Genomic DNA, 17,079 nt, shown 5'->3' with positions numbered 1-17,079 from the left:
CACTATCCCTTCGCGCCGGTGGGTAGCAACTCGACAATGCCGTCGAACTGCCAGAGCGGGTTCGGTGCGTCCCCGTCCGGGGTGCGCACCAGGAAATAGCCGTTGACTTCCTTCGGCCCGTCGCCGTCGGCCACGTACCGTCCGTCCGGCGTGATGTCGAGCTGGTAGGCGGCCGATCCGGTGGCGGCCACGCCGGGCAGGCGCCAGGAGACGACGCACCGCCAGTCGTTGCCGGCGCCGGCCGCATCGGCGCTGCCGCCGCCCTTGGTGCAGACCGCCGTGGCGTGCAGTTGATCTTCCGTGACGTCCGGCCGGTTGAGTTGCGCCGTCTGCAGGCGATAGAGGTGCGCGAACTCGGTGGCGACGGCGCGTTGCACCTTGCCCTGCTCGATGCCGGAGCCGGTGATGCCGGAACCGGTCGCCACCGCGATGACGGCGACGGTGATCGCGGTCAGCGCGGCGAGCGGCAGCACTCCGGCGACGGCCGCGCGACGGCCGCCGCCGTCGGCCAGATCGGTGAAGTCCCGCCGCTGGAAGAGCACGAAGGCCAGTGCCGTCGCGGTCGCCGCCCAGGCGAGGCCGACCGCCACGCCGATCAGCAGCGGCTCGGCCTGCGCCGGGCTGGTGAACAGGCCGTTCCAGGCGATGAAGGCGTACCCGGGAAGCGCCAGGCGCACGGCCACCGGCAACGGCAACATCTGGGCCAGTTGCAGCGCCAGCGCGACGAGCGCGGGCAGCAGCAATCCCATCGGGGAGCGGCCCAGCGTCACCGACCCGAGCAGTCCGATCCCGGCCAGCGCCAGCGTCGGCGCAAGCGCGCAACCCCACGCGAGCAGCACCCCGGCGGCGGCATCCGGCGGCGACACCAGGTGACCGTCCAGCCCGGTCAGCGGCTGATTGCCGACCGCCAACAGCCCGCCCACCGTGCTGGAGACCGCGAGCCCGGCCACCAGCAGCAGAATCACGGTCAAGCTGGCCAGCGCCTTGGCGGCGAAGATCCGGCGGGGCGAGCGGACCGCGACGAGCAGGTGGCGCCAGGTTCCGAGCCGGTCCTCGGCGGCGAACACGTCGCCCGCCACCACCGACGTCAGCAGCGGCAGCGCCCAGGAGCCGGCGAAGCCGAGCGTCACCAGCGGCCCAGCCCACCCGGTGGCGTGCATCAGCCGCCCGAAGAGCGTGTCGACCGGCAGCGTGCTCTGCCGGCTCACCACCGCGACGAACAGCGCGGGCGCGACCCAGCAGGCCGGCACCAGCAGCCGGATCCGCCACTGCGACACCAGCTTCACCAGTTCGAAGCGGAAGACCCGGGTCACCGGCACGCGGCCGGGGCGGCCCGCGACGGCCCGCGGTGCGGCGGCGGTGGCGGTCATCGGCGCTCCTCCGACAGGGCCGCGCTCATCGCCTGACCTCCGCGTTCCTCGGTGAGTCCGAGGAACGCGGCCTCCAGCGGGGACACCACCGGGGTGAGTTCGCGCAGCGCGATGCCCGCGCGCACCAGCCGGGTCACCAGTTCGTCCAGGGCGGGCGTCAGCGCCCGTACCACCAGGGCGTCGGCCGCGCCGTTCTCGATGATCCCGATGCCGTCCACGTCGGCGGCCATCGCGCGGGCTGCGGGCGGATCCGAGGTGAGCAGCCGGTAGTCGAGTTCCCGGTTCTCGGCGGCCAGTTTGCCCAGCGGGCCGGAGAACGCCACCCGGCCGGTGTGCAGGATGGTCACCTCGGAGCAGAGCGCCTCCACATCGTCCATCCGATGGCTGGACAGCACCACGCCGACGCCGTCGGCGGCGAGCCGGGTCAGCACGCCGTGGACGTGTCTCTTGCCGGCCGGGTCCAGCCCGTTGGAGGGTTCGTCGAGCACCAGCAGGCGCGGCTTGGCCAGCAGAGCCGCGGCGAGCCCCAGCCGCTGGCGCATGCCCAGCGAGAAGCCGTGCGCCCGGTCGTCCGCCACGTCGGCCAGGCCGACCTGGTCCAGCGCCTCGTCGAGACCTGCCGCGCGCGGGTCGCCGCCACGCAGCGCGACCAGGGCGGCGAGGTTCTGCCGGGCGGTGAGCGAGGGATACAGGCCGGGACCGTCCACGAACCCCGCCACTCCGTCCGGCGCGTCGAGCGCCCGGCGGACCGCGGTGCCGAGGATCTCGATGTGGCCGTCGTCGGGGACGGCCAGGCTCAGCAGCAGGCCCAGGAGGGTGGTCTTGCCGGCGCCGTTCGGGCCGACCAGGCCGTGCACGTGCCCCTGCGCCACCTCCAGGTCGACGTGGTCGAGCGCGACCACGTCGCCGTAGCACTTGGTGATCCCGCGGGCCCGGGCGGCGAGGATTGCACTCATCGATCCCTCTTCTTCGTGGCCTTCCTCGAACCTAAGGACAGTGGACGACGAGGGCAGGAACCGGCGGTTGAACGCTGGGCGAACCGGCGGCGTACGGCATCTATCGCAGTCGATGGGCCCGGCGAACCCCGTCCGTGCACCCCCTGTTGGCCTCCCGTTGGGCGGACGACTACTTGCCATTCGTCGTCGCCAATGGTCGAATCACAGCGGTCCGTCAAGGACTGAGCGAACACACGGGGGAATACATGCGCACACCTGCGTGCGCGGTGTCCTTCCTGCACGCGTCCGGAGCCCCGGCCGCGTGCGGCGAAGGATCGGCCGCGCCTGTCTTGGTCGCCGCGCGCGAGTGTCGGACGGCATCGTCGTGACCATCCCGGCCCTGCCACCGTCTCGTGCCTGCGCACTCATCGTCTCGGGTCGGGGTGCTCCGCTCCGGTCGGGGTGCTCCGCGCGTTGCCGCTCACCCGGGCCGCCTCTCGGCGCAGCGCCGACTGCTCCCGCTCGATCCTCTGGGCCCTCGCGACCGAATCAACTCGATCCCCTGGGTCCTCGCGACCGAATCAATAAGAAAGGCACTTCATGGACATCGTCGTGAAACGATGGCTGGCCGGTGTGGCGGCGGTGACCGTCGCGGCCGGCGGCGCAGCCGCGCTGACCGTGCCCGCCCTGGCGGAGGCCGGCGCGGAGGACCCGCCGTCGCTGGTCGAGGACTACAGCTACCCCGGAGCGGCGGCCATCCTCGACCAGCAGAACATCAAATTGATCTCCGGCGACGGCAACATCGTGCTCGCCGACTGCACCGACCCGCCGGACGGCGACATCACCTTCATCTACGTCTACACCAGCGACCTCAGCGTGAACGACGGCGATGCGGTGTGCTTCCAGGTCCTGGGCACGCCAGGCGTGCTCGCCATGGAGGTCCCGGCAGTCTTCGAGATCCGCGGCGACGGCCGGATCGCCGGCTCGGGTGACGGACACGACATGACGGCCGTGGTAAAGCCGCAAGGCGGCGCGGCGAAGACGATCGAGCTGGACCCCGACGGCAGCACGCCGGTGGGCATCGGCACCAGCCCGCCCGGTGCGCCGACCACGCTTCTGAAGCTGACGGCCCGGGGCTGACCGACGCGCACGGTTCGCCGCAGACCCGGCGGTCGGAGCAGTCGTTCCGATCGCCGGGCCTGTCTTTTCGATCTCACGAAGGAACAGCTCATGGGGAAGAGTTGGACATATCGCGCCGCCACGGCGGCGCTCGCCGCCGCCATCACCGCGACCTCGTTGGTCGGCGCGAGCGGCGCGGCCCGGGCCGACCAGGCGGACGATCCGGTCGACCGTGCCGGCGTGGTGCGGATGTGGCGCAGCGGCGGGGATCTGCTCGCACCGGCGGCCGAGCAGGCGCTGCTGGGCACCGACGACGACGTGCATGCCTTCCTGGACCGGGCCGCCGACCTGCAGACGCTTGATGACCGGATCGCGGTGAACCGCATCCTGTCCGCCGGCGGGCCGACGGTGCGCGCTCGCGCCCAGGCCGCTCTGGACAGTGGCGACCTCGGCGACTTCCTGTCCGCGGGCTGGCAGGACGCGGCGCACGTGGACGAGCGCGTGCGGGTCAACCAGATGCTCTCGACCGGTGACGCCCAGGTGCAGGCCGCGGCTCAGGCGGCGCTGGACGCGGACGCCAGCGTCGGCCCCACGGTCCTCAGCGATGAGGATCCGGACGAGAGCCCGTCCGGACCGCTGGACACGTTCCTGGCGACGGGATGGCAGAAGCCCTTCGAGATCGACCAGCGCCTCGCTGTCACCAGGATCCTGAGCGCGGCGCCGGCCGGCTCCAACGTGCGCCGGCTGGCGCAGCGCGCGCTCGACGCCCGCGATGTCGACGCGCTGACCTCCTTCCTGGACACCCAGCACGCGATCGCAGCCGCGCGCGACGAGGAGGCCAGCACCATCACGGACCTGGTCGGTGCCGCCGAACGCGCCAGCGCCCAGGCCGACGAACTGACCAAGACGGCCGAGGAGGAGGGCGCCAAAGCGGCCGCGGCCGCGTCCGCCGCCCGCGAGTCGGCGCAGCAGGCCCAGGCGGCCATGGAGAGCGCCGCGGGCAACGCCGAGAAGGCGGCCGCCGCGGCGCAGCGGGCCGCGGCGGCCGCGAGCAAGGCGGCCCAGGCGGCCGCGCGAGCGATGTCGGCGGCGCAGATGGCGGTGTCCGCGGCCCGTGCTGCCGCGGCGGCCGCCTCCCGGGCGGCCGCCACCGCGGCGCTGACCCGGGCCGCCGCGAACCGGGCGAGCAAGGCGGCCGCCGACGCGGCGGTCGACAAGAACAAGAGCGACGCCGCCAAGGCGCTGGCCGAGAACGCCCTCAAGTGCGCCAAGTTGTCGAGGGACGCCGCCTATGTGGTGGGCCGGGCCGAAGAGGTGGCGAACAGCGTCATCAGCATCGCGCAGTCGGCCGACGACGCCGGCGCGGACGCCCGGCGAGCCGTCATCGCGACCCAGGAGGCGCTGGCCCAGGCCCACGCCACCGGCGTGAACGTGGCGCAGGCTCAGGCGGCGGCGGCCCGCGCCCGCCGTCAGGCGGACCGCGCCAACCGCGCCTCGGTGGCGTCGCTGACGTTCGCCCGCGCCGCGGTCAAGGCGGCCGGCGACGCCCGCCGTGCGGCGACGCAGGCCGCCGACGACGCGACGGCGGCGGCCGAGGCGGCGAACGAGGCCGCCGCCCACGCCGGCGACGCGACTCGGGCGGCACAGGCGTCGACGGCCGCGGCGAACGCCGCGAGCCAGGCCGCCGACGACGCCGTCACGGCGGCCAACGACGCGTACGCGGTCTATGAAGCGGCGCGGGCGGTGGACGCCGAGCGCCTGGCGGTGGCCACCGAAGAAGGCTCCGAGCAGGCCCAGGCGGACCTCGCCGCGTACCAGGACTACCAGGACCGGGTGGACTGGGACGCGCAGGAGGCCACCAAGCGGGACGCCGAGACGAACCGGCTCATCGCCGAGGTGCGCAACCCGGCGACGGACCCGGCGGTCGCGGTCGCGGACAGCCGCCGCGTGGCGCTGAACCTGGCCGTCTCCGGCGGGCCGAGCACCCAGCAGGAGGCGCTCACCGCGCTGAGCAGCGGCGACGCGGACGTCGTCGACTTCGTCCGGGTCCGGGTCGCGCAGGCCGCGGCCGCCGACGACCGGAACACCCTGGCCACCATCGCGACCACCGGCACCCTGGGGCTGCGCACCGCCGCGCTGGCGGCCATGGACGGCACGGACGCCCAGGTGGCGGACTTCCTCCAGGACCAGGACTATCCGGAGCGGGGCACCGAGGAACGGGTCATGGTGACCCAGATCCTCGACGAGGCCACCCAGGCCGGCGACGACGCGACCGCCGACCAGGCGCAGCGGGCGCTGGACGGCAGCGATCAGGACCGGCACGAGTTCGTCACCATAGGACAGTTCCAGTCGGCCAACGCCGACGACCGGATCCGGGCCACCCGGATGGCCACCGACGACGACAGCGGCCCGGAGCTGAAGGCGGCGGCGCAGAACGCGCTGGACGGCCCTCCCGGCGCGCTGCACGATTTCGTCACCACCGGCTGGTATTCGGCGCAGCAGAACGACGACGACGCGGCGACGCACGAGCTGGAGATGATCGCCCTGCTGCAGCGGGCGTCGAGCGCCGCGACGGCCGCGACCCAGCGAGCGGAGGAGGCCCAAGCGGTCGCCGCGAACGCGCGCGGTGACGCGGCAGCCGCCCAGACCTGGGCGGAGAAGGCTGGCGAATCCGCTCAGCAGGCCGTCGCCTATGCCAGCCAGGCCGATCAGTCGGCGCAGAAGGCCGAGCGTTCGGCGTTGCACGCCCTCGATTCCGCCAAGTCGGCCGCCGCCGCCGCGAAGAGGGCCAACTCCGCCGCGAACAAGGCGGCCCAGTCCGCCGCCGCGGCACGGGAGTCCTACCGGCAGGCCCGCAAGGACGCCAACCGGGCCGTGGACGCGGCGGAACGGGCCAAGGCATCGGCGCTGGCCGCCGGCAAGAACCTGACCGAGGCGCTGGCGCTGCGCAGACAGGCGTACGAGGAGGCCAACGAGCTCATCGAGCAGGAGGAACACGCCCGGCTCGATGCCTTGCACACGCAGTTCGCCGAGTGCATGCGCAACACGCTGCCGGGCTTTGAAGCCAAGTGCTACGAGGTGTATGAGCCGACCGACCTCCGGCTGGGCAAGGCAACCCTGAACAAGGAGTTCTGCAACAAGTTCGCCCAGACGGACAGCGTCTACTACCAGAACTGCGTCGCGGACACGTTCAACCCCAACTTCATGATGAACCGGGCGATGGACATCCTCTCCGCCGCGGCCATCACCTTCACGCAATGGACGACGTTCGCCTTCGGCAGCGTCGGCCTGGCCGCCTTCACCGCGGTCTGCGCGGCCCTGTGCACCGCCGTCGTCGGCGTGCTGGGCGGCGCCGAAGTGAGCATGGGCATCGGTGGCCTGTTCACGACCTGGGCCGAGGGATCGCTGCTGAGCTACCTCGCCGGGGGCGCGTGGAGCGGCGTCGTCGGCGGCCGGATCCTGGGCGAGCTGAAAGGCACGCTGAACCTGGTCCGGATACCGGCGGTCTTCGAGCGGGTCACGCTTCCCCGGGAGACCGTCGACGCCAACTTCGCCCGGCTGGTCAGCGAACGCGGCCTGCCCTCGTGCGTGACGTCCCGGAACAGTTTCCTCGCCGGCACCCCGGTGTTGCTCGCCGACGGCACCACCAAGCCCATCGAGGACGTCGTGATCGGCGACCGGGTGCTGGCCACCGACCCGGTGTCGGGCGCGACGGATGCGCGGTCGGTGACCGAGCTGATCCCGGGCTTCGGGCGCAAGGATCTGGTCGACGTCACCGTCGACACCGACGGGCCGGGCGGCGCGGCGACCGGAACCCTCACCGCCACGGCGAACCATCCCTTCTGGGTGCCTGACCTGCGGAGCTGGGTCGATGCGGGTGATCTGATCCCGGGCCAGTGGCTGCGCACCAGCAGCGGCACCTGGGTGCGGGTCACCGCGGTGCATCACCGGGTGCAGCGGACCGGCGTCTACAACTTCACGGTCGACACCCGGCACACCTATTACGTGCTGGCCGGCGGCGCCGCGCTGCTGGTCCACAACGACGCGTGTGGCGTCGAGCTGGAGGATCTGGGCGCCGGGTGGTTCGAGTCGCCCAACCACCTGCTCTACGGCCCCGGCTCGGTGCAGGGACACCGGATCCTGCACGTTCTCGACCACGCACACGCCAACCCGGACAAGCCGATCCACAGCGTCTTCGACATCGGCAGCCGGGGCGTCCTGGACGTGATCGACGAGGCATGGCTGTTGCGCGGCACGAACCTGCTGACGAAGACCGAGGGCAATCGGACCTTCTACATCATTCCGATGGGCCGCACGATCGGAACGAACGGGGAGCAGAATATTCTGATCATCGTGAGAAACGGCGACGAGATCATCACCGCTTACCCGAAGAAGAGCGCCTCTTGGACTCCCGATGCCCCCTGACATGCGCCTCCGTTGCACCGTCTGCGGCCAGGACTACCTCGCCCCGTACCGCAACACGGTGAACGGGGAGCGGTTCCTGCTCTGTGCCGAGTGCGACTCGGTGTGGCTGCCGGGCGATGACACCTCCCGGCCGTCGGGCCACTCGCTCTCAACCGTCTTCGCCGGTCATCAGTTCCGTCCGGACGAGGGGGACTGGGACCTCATCGAGCCGGTTCCGGACGGCGGCTGACGGGAGTGTGCTGCCGCCGGGGACCGAGGGCACAGGTTGTCCTCAGTCCCCGGCGGTGGACTCGCGGATCACCAGGCGCGGGGCCAGCGACGTGACGCCCGGACGGGGCCGCCCGGCGATCGCGTCCAGCAGGAAGCCGGCGGCGCACCGGCCAAGTTCCTCCAGTTGCAGGTCGACCGTGGTCAGCGGCGGCCGGCTGGCGAGCGCCATCACGTCCCAGTTGTCGTAACCGGTGACCGCGACGTCCTCCGGAACGCGTTTTCCGGCCTCCCGCAGGGCGTCGCAGACGCCGCGGGCGATCTGGTCGCTGCCGCAGGAGATGGCGTCCACGTCGGGGCAGTGCCGCAGCAGCAGCGTGACCGCCTGGCGGCCCCACCGCTCGCTCCAGTCGCCGTAACGGACCGGACCGGCGAAGGCGGGACCGGCGGCGGCCACCGCGGACTGCGCCCGGATGGCCGCCGACTGGTGCCGTTGCGGGCCGGTGACGTGGGCGATCCGGCGCCGGCCCAGGTCGCGCAGGTGCGCCACGGCCAGGCGCGCGCCGTCCGCGTCGTCGGCGATCACGGACACCGCCGCCGGGTCCGCGGACGGCGTGAAGACGTGCACCACGGGGACCGGGACGGGCATCGCCACGGGTGGCCGCGGATCGGTGCGTCGGCCGGTGAGGATGACGCCATCGACCCGGCGGGCCACCAGGTTGCGCAGGTGGTGTTTTTCGCGCACGGGATCGTCGCGGGTGTCGCAGAGCAGCACGGCCATCTGCCCGGCGGCGAGCGCGTCCTCCGCGCCGAGCAGGATCGGCATGCTGAACCGGCCGAAGCTGTCGGTGGTGACCAGCCCGACCGTGTAGCTGCGCCCGGACGACAGGCCGCGGCCGATGCCGTCGGGGGTGAAGCCGAGCTGCTCGGCCGCGCGGATCACCCGCTCGCGCGTGTCGGCGCGGAGCTGGCCGGTGCCGTTGAGCGCCTTCGACGCGGTGCCCGGCGTCACCCCGGCGAGGGCGGCGACGTCCACGATGCGTACCCGCATCTTGCGACCCCCTCGCGGCGCGTCCGGTCGGCAACGGATTTCCGGCTCGTTTCCGTACCGTAGCCGAACGGCTCTTGACCATCGTATAACGGGGTGCGTACGGTCATGCCGGAAAACGATTTCCTAACCGGGAGGTCAGGCGTGGCCGGTCCGATCGCACCCACCGCGAACGCCGCGGCCCGATGGCGCCCGGTGGCCGCCCGCATCACCGGTGGCCTGCTCGGCGAGCGGCAGCGGGTCAACGGGGAGGCGGCGGTGCCGTCCGGCCCGAAGCGCCTGGAGTCCGCCGGCAACCTCGACAATCTGCGCATCGCCGCCGGTGCGCCCGGCGACCGGCGCGGACCGGTCTTCATGGACTCCGACGTCTACAAGTGGCTGGAGGCGGCGGCGTGGGAATACACCCGCCACGGCTCACCCGCGCTGCTGGAGTCGCAGCGGCAGGTCACCTCGGTGGTGGCGGCAGCGCAGCACGACGACGGCTACCTCAACTCGATGGTCGAGCGGCGCTACGCCGACCTGCCGTGGAGCCACGAGCACTACTGTGCCGGGCACCTCATGCAGGCGGCCGTCGCGCAGGCGCGCGGCACCGGAGACCGGGCGCTGCTCGACGTCGCGGTCCGGTGCGCCGACCACCTGGTGGCGACCTTCGGCACCGACCGGCGGCACGACGTGGACGGCCATCCGGTGGTCGAGATGGGCCTGGTGGAGCTCTTCCGGGAGACCGGCACCCGGGCCTATCTGGAGCTCGCGAAGTACTTTGTGGACGCCCGCGGGCACGGCCTGATGGAGGGGTACGGGCAGGAGCCGACCTACTTCAGCGACCGGGTCCCGGTCCGCGAACAGACCACCGTGGAGGGGCACGCGGTGCGCGCGGTCTACCTGGCCGCCGGGGCCGCGGACGTGGCCCTGGAGACCGGCGACACCGGGTTGCTCGACGCGCTCGCGACGCAGTTCGACCACATGATGGCCACGAAGACGTACGTGACCGGCGGCCTCGGCGCGCGCTGGGACCGCGAGGCGTTCGGCGACGAGTTCGAACTGCCCGCCGACCGTGCGTACGCGGAGACGTGCGCCGCCGTGGGCGGCATCGGCTGGGCCTGGCGCATGCTGCTGGCCACCGGGGACGTCCGCTACGCCGACGCAGCGGAACGGATGCTGTTCAACGGCTTCCTCGCCGGGGTGTCGCTGTCCGGCACGGAATACTTCTACGTCAATCCGCTCCACCTGCGCCCCGGCGCGCACCCGGACGAGAACCGCAGCCCCGCGCACGGCCGGAGAGGATGGTTCTCCTGCGCCTGCTGCCCGCCGAACGTGATGCGCACGCTGGCGAGCCTGGGCTCCTACCTGGCCACCGCCGACCCGGACGGGGTGCAGATCCACCTCTATGCGCCGAGCACCATCGAGGCGGGCGAGATCGGCCTGGAGGTCGAAACCGCCTACCCCTGGAAGGGCCGGGTCCGGGTGCGGGTGGTGCGTACCCCGGACCGGGAATGGACGCTCGCGCTGCGCGTTCCCGGCTGGACCGGCGCCGGGGGATACCGGCGGGAACGCCGCCGTTGGGAGCCGGGGGAGACGTTCGACCTGGACCTGCCGATGCCGGTGCGGCTCACCACCGCGGACGACCGGGTGGACGCGGTGCGCGGCTGCGTCGCGGTCGAGCGCGGCCCGCTGGTGTACGCGGTGGAGGGCACCGACACACTGCACCTGATCGACGCCGGCGCGGCCGAGTTCCGTCCCGATCTGCTCGGCGGCGTCACCACCGTCGCGCTCACCGGCGAGGACCGCGGCCCGGCGGCACCCGGCGTGACGGGGCCGTACCGCAGCACCACGCAGACCGCCGCGATCCCGTACTTCGCCTGGGCCAACCGCGGCGTCCAGCCGATGCGCGTCTGGCTGCCGAGAGCGCGGATCTGACATGCGCCGCCGCGAGCTGTTGCAGATCACCGGCCTGGCCGGTGCCGCCGCCGCGCTGGACGCCTGCGGCTCCGCTGTGCTGCCCGAGCCGGACTTCGCGGCGCCGCCCGCGCGCACCGTGACGATGTGGTGCCGGGCCGCCACCGTGGCCGGGGTGCAGGTCGTGGTCGACCGGTTCCACCAGGCGCAGAACCGCCTGCGCATCGACCTGACGCCGGTGCCCGACGGGCAATACGTGACCAAGCTCGCCACCGCCATCCGGGGCCGCCGGGTGCCGGACATCGTGGACATCGACGACATCAACTCGATGCTGTTCATCTACCGGGACGCGTTCGCCGACCTGACCGACCACGTGCGCGCCCTGCCGTACCGGGACGTGCTCAGTCCCGGCCATCTGCGGCTGGCCACCCGCGACGGCCGGCATTACGGCCTCCCGTACCTGGCCGACAACTCGCTGCTCTGGTACGACACCGCCCTGCTGGACCGGGCCGGCGTCGACCCGGCGACCGCCACCACCAGCCTGGACGGTCTGCTCGACGCGGCCGGCAAGGTGCGCCGGCTGGGCGACGACGTGTTCGGCTGGTCGATCGCGGCGAACTCGGCGGGCATCCTCGGATTCGTGGTGCAGCCGCACATCTGGGCCACCGGCCGCGACCAGATCGCCGGCGAGATCGGCGCGCAGCACGGCGACATCGCCGGCAACCCGGCGCTGCGCGCCACGCTGAGCTTCTATCGCAGCCTGTGGCGGGAGGGGCTGATGAGCCCGGGAACCATCGCCGACGCCGGCACCACGTGGGGCAGCGACTTCCGGGCCGGCACCGTCGGCTTCTTCCCGTCCAACTACAGCGCGGTGGTGTCCGCCGCCGACGCCGCGACGCGGGCCCGCACCGGGGTCACCATGCTGTGCGGGCCGGACGGCGGGGCGGCCTTCTTCGACGGCGGCGACAACCTCTGCATCCCGCGCGGCGCCACCAACGCGGCGGGTGCCTGGCAGTTCGCCAGGTTCGCGCTCGACGTGCCGCAACAGCAACTGCTGCCCGAGGGCGGCTACACCCCCGTCCGTGCGGACGTGAACACCCCGGAGTTCACCGCCAAATACCCGCTGGGCACGGTCCCGCTGGATCACCTCGACCGCGGTTACGCGCCCGTCACCCTGGCCTACAACCTGCTGTTCAACCAGGCGGACAGCCCGTGGATCGCGATGTTCCGCCGGGCCGTCTTCGACGGCGACCTGGACGGCGCGCTGGAGGAAGGTCAGACGGCCTTCGACCGGATCCTGAGGCAGGCGCAGCTATGAGCATCACGCATCCGTCCCGCACCGGCGCCGCGCTCATCGCGCCGGCCCTCGCCTTCGTCGCCGTCTTCGTGCTCGCTCCACTGGTGGTGGCGATCGGCATCTCGCTGACCAACTGGCCGCTGATCGGCGAAGCGCACTACATCGGCCTGGACAATTACGCCGCGATCGTGCACGACACCGCACTGTGGCGCTCGGTGCTCTACACCCTGGTCTACACGGCGATCGTCACGCTGCCCATCCTGGTCACCGGATATCTCATGGCGGTGCTGGTGCGCGGCGGACGACGCGGGGCCACGCTGCTGCGTACGCTCTTCTTCCTGCCGTACGTCATCGGGCTGAGCACGTTGAGCTTCCTGCTCGTGCTGGAGGCGCAGCCGAACAGCGGCGGCGTCGACATGCTGCTGCGGGCGCTGCACATCACCGACGGGTCGACGGCCTGGCTGGTGGACGGCCCGCTGGCGACCGGACTGATCTGCGTGCTGGTGATCTGGGGCGTCTCCGGGCTGACCATGGTGCTGTTGCTGGCCGGCATGCAGGGCATCCCCACCGATCTCTACGAGTCGTCCGAAATGGACGGAGCGACCTGGTGGGACCAGGAACGCCGGATCACCATCCCGATGCTGCGCCGCACCATCGCGATGAGCCTGATCCTGTCGGTGATCGGGTCGTTCCTGGCGTTCACCCAGTTCTTCATCCTCACCCAGGGCGGTCCGGGCAGCGCCACCACGCCCATCGTGCTGGCCATCTATCAGCGCGCCTTCGTGCAACTGCAGGTCGGCTCGGCGACCGCGGTGTCCATCGTGCTGATCGTCGTGGTCGGCCTGATCAGCGCCGCGCAGTTCCGGCTGCTGCGCGAGCGCGACTGAAGGGGAGAGCCATGGTCGCCACCGCCCGGCCGGCCCCGGTACGGACCGCGGCGCGCCCCGTGCGTCAGGCCGCGCGCCGCGGGACGGGCCTCCCGGCATTGCTGTACGCCACCGCCGCCGTGCTGGCCGCGCTGGTCTTCCTGGTGCCGTTGCTGTGGGCGCTGATGCGTTCGGTGCAGCCGGACGCCACCATCACCGGCACGCCGAGCTGGTCGACCTTCTTCGACCTCACCACGGAGAACTTCCGCCGGATCGCGGCGGACGGCCACCTGATCCGGGCGACCCTGAACAGCCTGCTGGTCTCCGGCGGCACGGCGCTGCTGACCACCGTCGTGGCCACCGCCGCCGGGTACGGATTCGGGCGGTTCCGGTTCGCCGGTTCGAGCGCCGCGTTCGGCCTGATCCTGCTCACCCTGATGGTTCCGTTCCAGGCCATCCTCACCCCGCTGTTCATGCAGATGAACGCGATGCGCCTGACCGACAGCCTGCTCGGCCTGGTGCTCTTCTACACCACGGTGAACCTGCCGTTCGGCGTCTTCGTGATGCGTACCGCGTTCCTCGGCATCCCGGACGCGCTGGAGGACGCCGCCCTCATCGACGGCGCCGGACGGCTGCGCACCCTCGCCTCGGTGCTGCGGCCGCTGATCCTGCCGGGCATGGCGACCACCGCCTTGTACGCGTTCCTCACCTCCTGGACCGAGTTCCTCGGCGCGCTGACCTTCCTGACCCGGCAGGATCTCTACACGTTGCCGGTGGCCCTGGTGAACCTGCAGCAAGGCGCGTACGGCCAGGTGGATTACGGCCTGCTGGCCGCCGGTGCGGTGCTGGCCATGATCCCGTGCGTGATCCTGTTCGTCAGCCTGCAGCGCTTCTACGTTGCGGGCCTGTCGGCGGGCGCCGTGAAGGGCTGACGCCCGGCGCGCCCGCCACGGTGACCGAGCGCAGCGGCGCGGAGGCCACCACGTCGTAGCGTTTCGTTGCGGACCGCCATCCCGCGGTCCGCAACGCCGTGCCCGGCTTCACGTCGTGGTAGACGCGGCTGAGCGTGGCGGTGCCGGCGCCGCCGGCCAGCTTCACCCGGACCGGCGCGGTGCCGGGGTCGATCAGCAGGTCGCCGACCGCGCCGGTCAGATGGATGGTCCACCGCACCGCCGCGTGCAACTGGATCTCCGCGCCCGCACCGGCGACGGCCAGGGTCACCCGGGTCTGCGGCCCGTCCCGCACGGCCGCACCGGCCACGCTGGTGGCGGGCGCGCTGAACAGCAGGCCACCGAGATCGGCGCTGCTGATGCGGACGGCCCCGGCGGTGCCGTTCAGCTCGATCGCGGCGGTGCGCGCGGTGCCCAGGGGTGCGGTCACCGGCGCGGCGGGCGGGCCGGGCGCGGGCGGGCCGGGTGTGGAGGTGCCGGACGCGGACGGGGCGGGGGCGGTCGGGCCGGGCGTGGCGGCGGCCGGCTGGCCCACCGTGGCGGTGGTGGACCGGGATGGTGGCTGGTAGGCGGAGGTCTGCCCGAGCACGACGCCGACGGTGAGCGCGACCAGCAGCGCGGTGAACAGCCACAGCCCCCGGCGCAGGGGCGGCTGCGGCTCATAGACGATCACCGCGCGGGCGGCCACGGACGGTGGCGCGGTGACGAGGGGAAGCTGCTGAGTGGGCACGTCGCGGAAGCCGGGTTCCGGCGTCTCTGCCGGGTCGGGGCCCGCGTCGGGCGTCTCTGCCGGGCCGGTCTCCGGCGCTGTTGCCGAGCCCGTGTCCGGCGTCTCTGCCGGGTCCGTCTCCGCCGGGAGCGTCGGCTCCGCGGGGAGCGCAGCGACGTCCGGCGGCACTTCGGGACCGGTGCGGGAGAGCAGGCTGGTCAGGGTGCGCGACACTTCGGATGTCTCGATCATCGGCCAGTCCTCCGCCCGCCGGGGACGGTAGCCCCGGCCTCACCCTCAGATACGGCGCAACTTGCCGTTCGGATCGACGTGAATCACTCCGATCCGCTTCCGGGCGCCCTCCCGGGCCGCCCCGGCACGGCCCGGGGCTGCAACAAACCTGCAAACGGCATCCCTTGTCGGCCGGGTAAGCGCTTTCCTATGCTGACGGCAATCGATGTTACGGCGGAGTTACCGCGCGGCCGGCCGGATGGGCGCCGGTTTCGGCGACGGGCGGTGGTCCGTGACGCCATGCGTGCCCCGGTTCGGCGCGGCCGACTGTTTTGACATGCATCGAATCAGGCGTGGTGTGCCGCATCCGTGGTGGACGGAATCCCAGCACCCCGAAGACGAAGGTGAGCAGACAAATGACACGACCAGGCGTACGGCTCCTCCCGGTCGCCCTCGCCGCCACGGCGATGGGCGCCGCGATGGCGATCACCCTGCCGATGTCCCAAGCCTCGGCGGCCGTCGGCAGCGTGACCGGATATGCCACGCTGAACGGCGGCACCACCGGCGGGGCGGGCGGCCAGACCGTGCGGGCCACCACCGGGACCGCCATCCACGCGGCCCTGTGCGGGCGGGCGAGCAGCAGCACCCCGATCATCATCCAGGTCGAGGGGACCATCAACCACGGCAACACCAGCAAGGTGTCCGGGGACAGTTGCAACACCGCCGACGACAAGATCGAGATCAAAGAGGTCAGCAACGTCACGCTCGTCGGCGTCGGCGGCGGCGCGGTCTTCGACCAGCTCGGCATCCACCTGCGCAGCGCCTCGAACATCATCATCCAGAACGTCACCGTGCAAAACGTCAAGAAGTCCGGCACGCCCACCTCCAACGGCGGCGACGCCATCGGCATGGAAAGCGACGTCCACAACGTCTGGGTGGACCACAACACGCTGCTCGCCTCGGGCGGCGAATCCGAGGGCTACGACTCGCTGATCGACATGAAGGCGGACACGAACTACGTCACCGTCTCCTACAACACGCTGCGCAACTCCGGCCGGGGCGGTCTCATCGGCTCCAGCGACAGCGACCTCGGCAACGGGCCGGTGACCTTCCACCACAACCTGTACGAGAACATCGACTCCCGCACCCCGTTGCTGCGGGGCGCGACCGCGCACATCTACAACAACTACTACCGCTACCTGCACCTGTCCGGCATCAACCCGCGCGCCGGCGGCAAGGCCAAGGTGGACAACAACTACTTCCGGGACTCCAAGGACGTGCTCGGCACGTTCTACACCGACCTGCCCGGATACTGGCAGGTGAGCGGCAACATCTTCGACAACGTGACCTGGTCGCAGCCGGGCAGCGAAAACAACCCCGCCGGGCCGAACCCGACGTCGAACACCTCGATCAGCATCCCGTACGCGTACCGACTGGACGCGGCGAACTGCGTACCGGACGTGGTGTCCCGGACGGCGGGTGCGGGAACCGGCCTGCAGGTGTCCGACGGCAACTGCTCGCCGACGACACCCTCGCCGACGCCGAGCACTCCGACGCCGACCCCCACCACGCCGACGCCGAGCCAGCCGAGCGGCACCAACCTGAGCATCGGGGCGGGCTCCGACGGGTCGAGCAAGGCGAGCGGAACCAGCTACGGCAACGTGCGAGACGGGGACATGACGACCTATTGGTCGCCGAGCGGCACCACGGGTTACCTCTCGATCAAATGGGACTCGGCCACCACGGTGTCCCGGATCATCATCCGCGAGGTGTCGGGCGCGGGCGGCAACATCGGTGCGTGGCGGGTCCTCAACTACGACACCGGCGCGGTCCTGACCTCCGGCAACGGCGCGGGCACCATCACGTTCCCGCCGGTCACCCTACGCAAGATCACGTTTGACATCACCGGCGCCAGCGGGACGCCGGGGGTGGCAGAGTTCGAGACGTACGCCGGCTGACCCATTCCGCCCCCCGGCGCCGCCGGGCCGCCCGCGCCGCGCTGGCCGCCCGCCGCCCGGGCCCGGCC

General features: G+C 72.0%; 12 protein-coding genes. 8 read left to right on the top strand and 4 right to left on the bottom strand.

What is annotated here, in order from left to right; genetic code table 11:
* Nucleotides 1–2 precede the first annotated feature (2 nt).
* Together IEY73_RS04900 and IEY73_RS04895 are read right to left on the bottom strand one after the other, a co-directional pair.
* Nucleotides 3–1,370, bottom strand: coding sequence for an ABC transporter permease (locus tag IEY73_RS04900; protein WP_189077869.1), 1,368 nt, complete (start codon nucleotides 1,368–1,370; stop codon nucleotides 3–5).
* The gene (locus IEY73_RS04895) at nucleotides 1,367–2,326 is read right to left on the bottom strand and encodes an ABC transporter ATP-binding protein (protein WP_189077868.1); all 960 of its coding nucleotides are present in this window, start codon (nucleotides 2,324–2,326) and stop codon (nucleotides 1,367–1,369) included. Before IEY73_RS04895 ends, IEY73_RS04900 begins: the two co-directional genes overlap by 4 nt.
* A 579-nt stretch (nucleotides 2,327–2,905) precedes the next feature.
* Here IEY73_RS04895 and IEY73_RS04890 point away from each other — a divergent pair.
* The 3 genes from IEY73_RS04890 (at nucleotide 2,906) to IEY73_RS04880 (ending at nucleotide 8,078) form a co-directional block, all read left to right on the top strand.
* On the top strand, nucleotides 2,906–3,445 hold the full coding sequence (locus tag IEY73_RS04890; RefSeq protein WP_189077867.1) for a hypothetical protein: 540 nt from the start codon (nucleotides 2,906–2,908) through the stop codon (nucleotides 3,443–3,445).
* Nucleotides 3,446–3,535: 90 nt separating this feature from the next.
* Nucleotides 3,536–7,849, top strand: a complete 4,314-nt coding sequence (locus IEY73_RS04885) for a polymorphic toxin-type HINT domain-containing protein (RefSeq protein ID WP_189077866.1) — start codon at nucleotides 3,536–3,538, stop codon at nucleotides 7,847–7,849.
* Nucleotide 7,850: 1 nt separating this feature from the next.
* Nucleotides 7,851–8,078 carry a hypothetical protein gene (locus tag IEY73_RS04880; RefSeq protein ID WP_189077865.1) on the top strand — a complete coding sequence of 76 codons (228 nt, stop codon included), beginning with the start codon at nucleotides 7,851–7,853 and terminating at the stop codon, nucleotides 8,076–8,078.
* 42 nt (nucleotides 8,079–8,120) lie between these two features.
* Here IEY73_RS04880 and IEY73_RS04875 read toward each other — a convergent pair whose 3' ends face one another.
* Entirely contained in the window at nucleotides 8,121–9,107 is a 987-nt protein-coding gene (locus IEY73_RS04875) for a LacI family DNA-binding transcriptional regulator (RefSeq protein ID WP_189077864.1), read from the bottom strand.
* A gap of 141 nt (nucleotides 9,108–9,248) precedes the next feature.
* Here IEY73_RS04875 and IEY73_RS04870 point away from each other — a divergent pair, with 141 nt between their 5' ends.
* The 4 genes from IEY73_RS04870 to IEY73_RS04855 are packed head-to-tail and all read left to right on the top strand — an operon-like array spanning nucleotide 9,249 to nucleotide 14,095.
* Nucleotides 9,249–11,021, top strand: coding sequence for a glycoside hydrolase family 127 protein (locus tag IEY73_RS04870; protein ID WP_229715539.1), 1,773 nt, complete (start codon nucleotides 9,249–9,251; stop codon nucleotides 11,019–11,021).
* A gap of 1 nt (nucleotide 11,022) precedes the next feature.
* Entirely contained in the window at nucleotides 11,023–12,318 is a 1,296-nt protein-coding gene (locus IEY73_RS04865) for an ABC transporter substrate-binding protein (RefSeq protein ID WP_189077862.1), read from the top strand.
* Nucleotides 12,315–13,184: a carbohydrate ABC transporter permease gene (locus IEY73_RS04860; protein WP_189077861.1), complete on the top strand. Its 870-nt coding sequence runs from the start codon at nucleotides 12,315–12,317 to the stop codon at nucleotides 13,182–13,184. Before IEY73_RS04865 ends, IEY73_RS04860 begins: the two co-directional genes overlap by 4 nt.
* Nucleotides 13,185–13,195: 11 nt before the next feature.
* Nucleotides 13,196–14,095 (top strand): carbohydrate ABC transporter permease, encoded by a 900-nt coding sequence (locus IEY73_RS04855; protein WP_189077860.1) that lies wholly within the window; start codon nucleotides 13,196–13,198, stop codon nucleotides 14,093–14,095.
* On the opposite strand, the gene IEY73_RS04850 is transcribed toward IEY73_RS04855, so the two are convergent.
* Entirely contained in the window at nucleotides 14,040–15,074 is a 1,035-nt protein-coding gene (locus IEY73_RS04850) for a hypothetical protein (RefSeq protein WP_189077859.1), read from the bottom strand. The genes IEY73_RS04855 and IEY73_RS04850 overlap by 56 nt on opposite strands.
* Before the next feature lie 395 nt (nucleotides 15,075–15,469).
* On the opposite strand from IEY73_RS04850, the gene IEY73_RS04845 reads away from it, so the two are divergent.
* Nucleotides 15,470–17,011, top strand: a complete 1,542-nt coding sequence (locus tag IEY73_RS04845) for a pectate lyase family protein (RefSeq protein ID WP_189077858.1) — start codon at nucleotides 15,470–15,472, stop codon at nucleotides 17,009–17,011.
* The last annotated feature ends 68 nt before the right edge of the window (nucleotides 17,012–17,079 follow it).

This window comes from Mangrovihabitans endophyticus, from assembly GCF_014646155.1.
In the GTDB taxonomy this organism is placed as follows: domain Bacteria; phylum Actinomycetota; class Actinomycetes; order Mycobacteriales; family Micromonosporaceae; genus Actinoplanes; species Actinoplanes endophyticus.
This window is presented reverse-complemented; position numbering and strand designations above follow the sequence as displayed.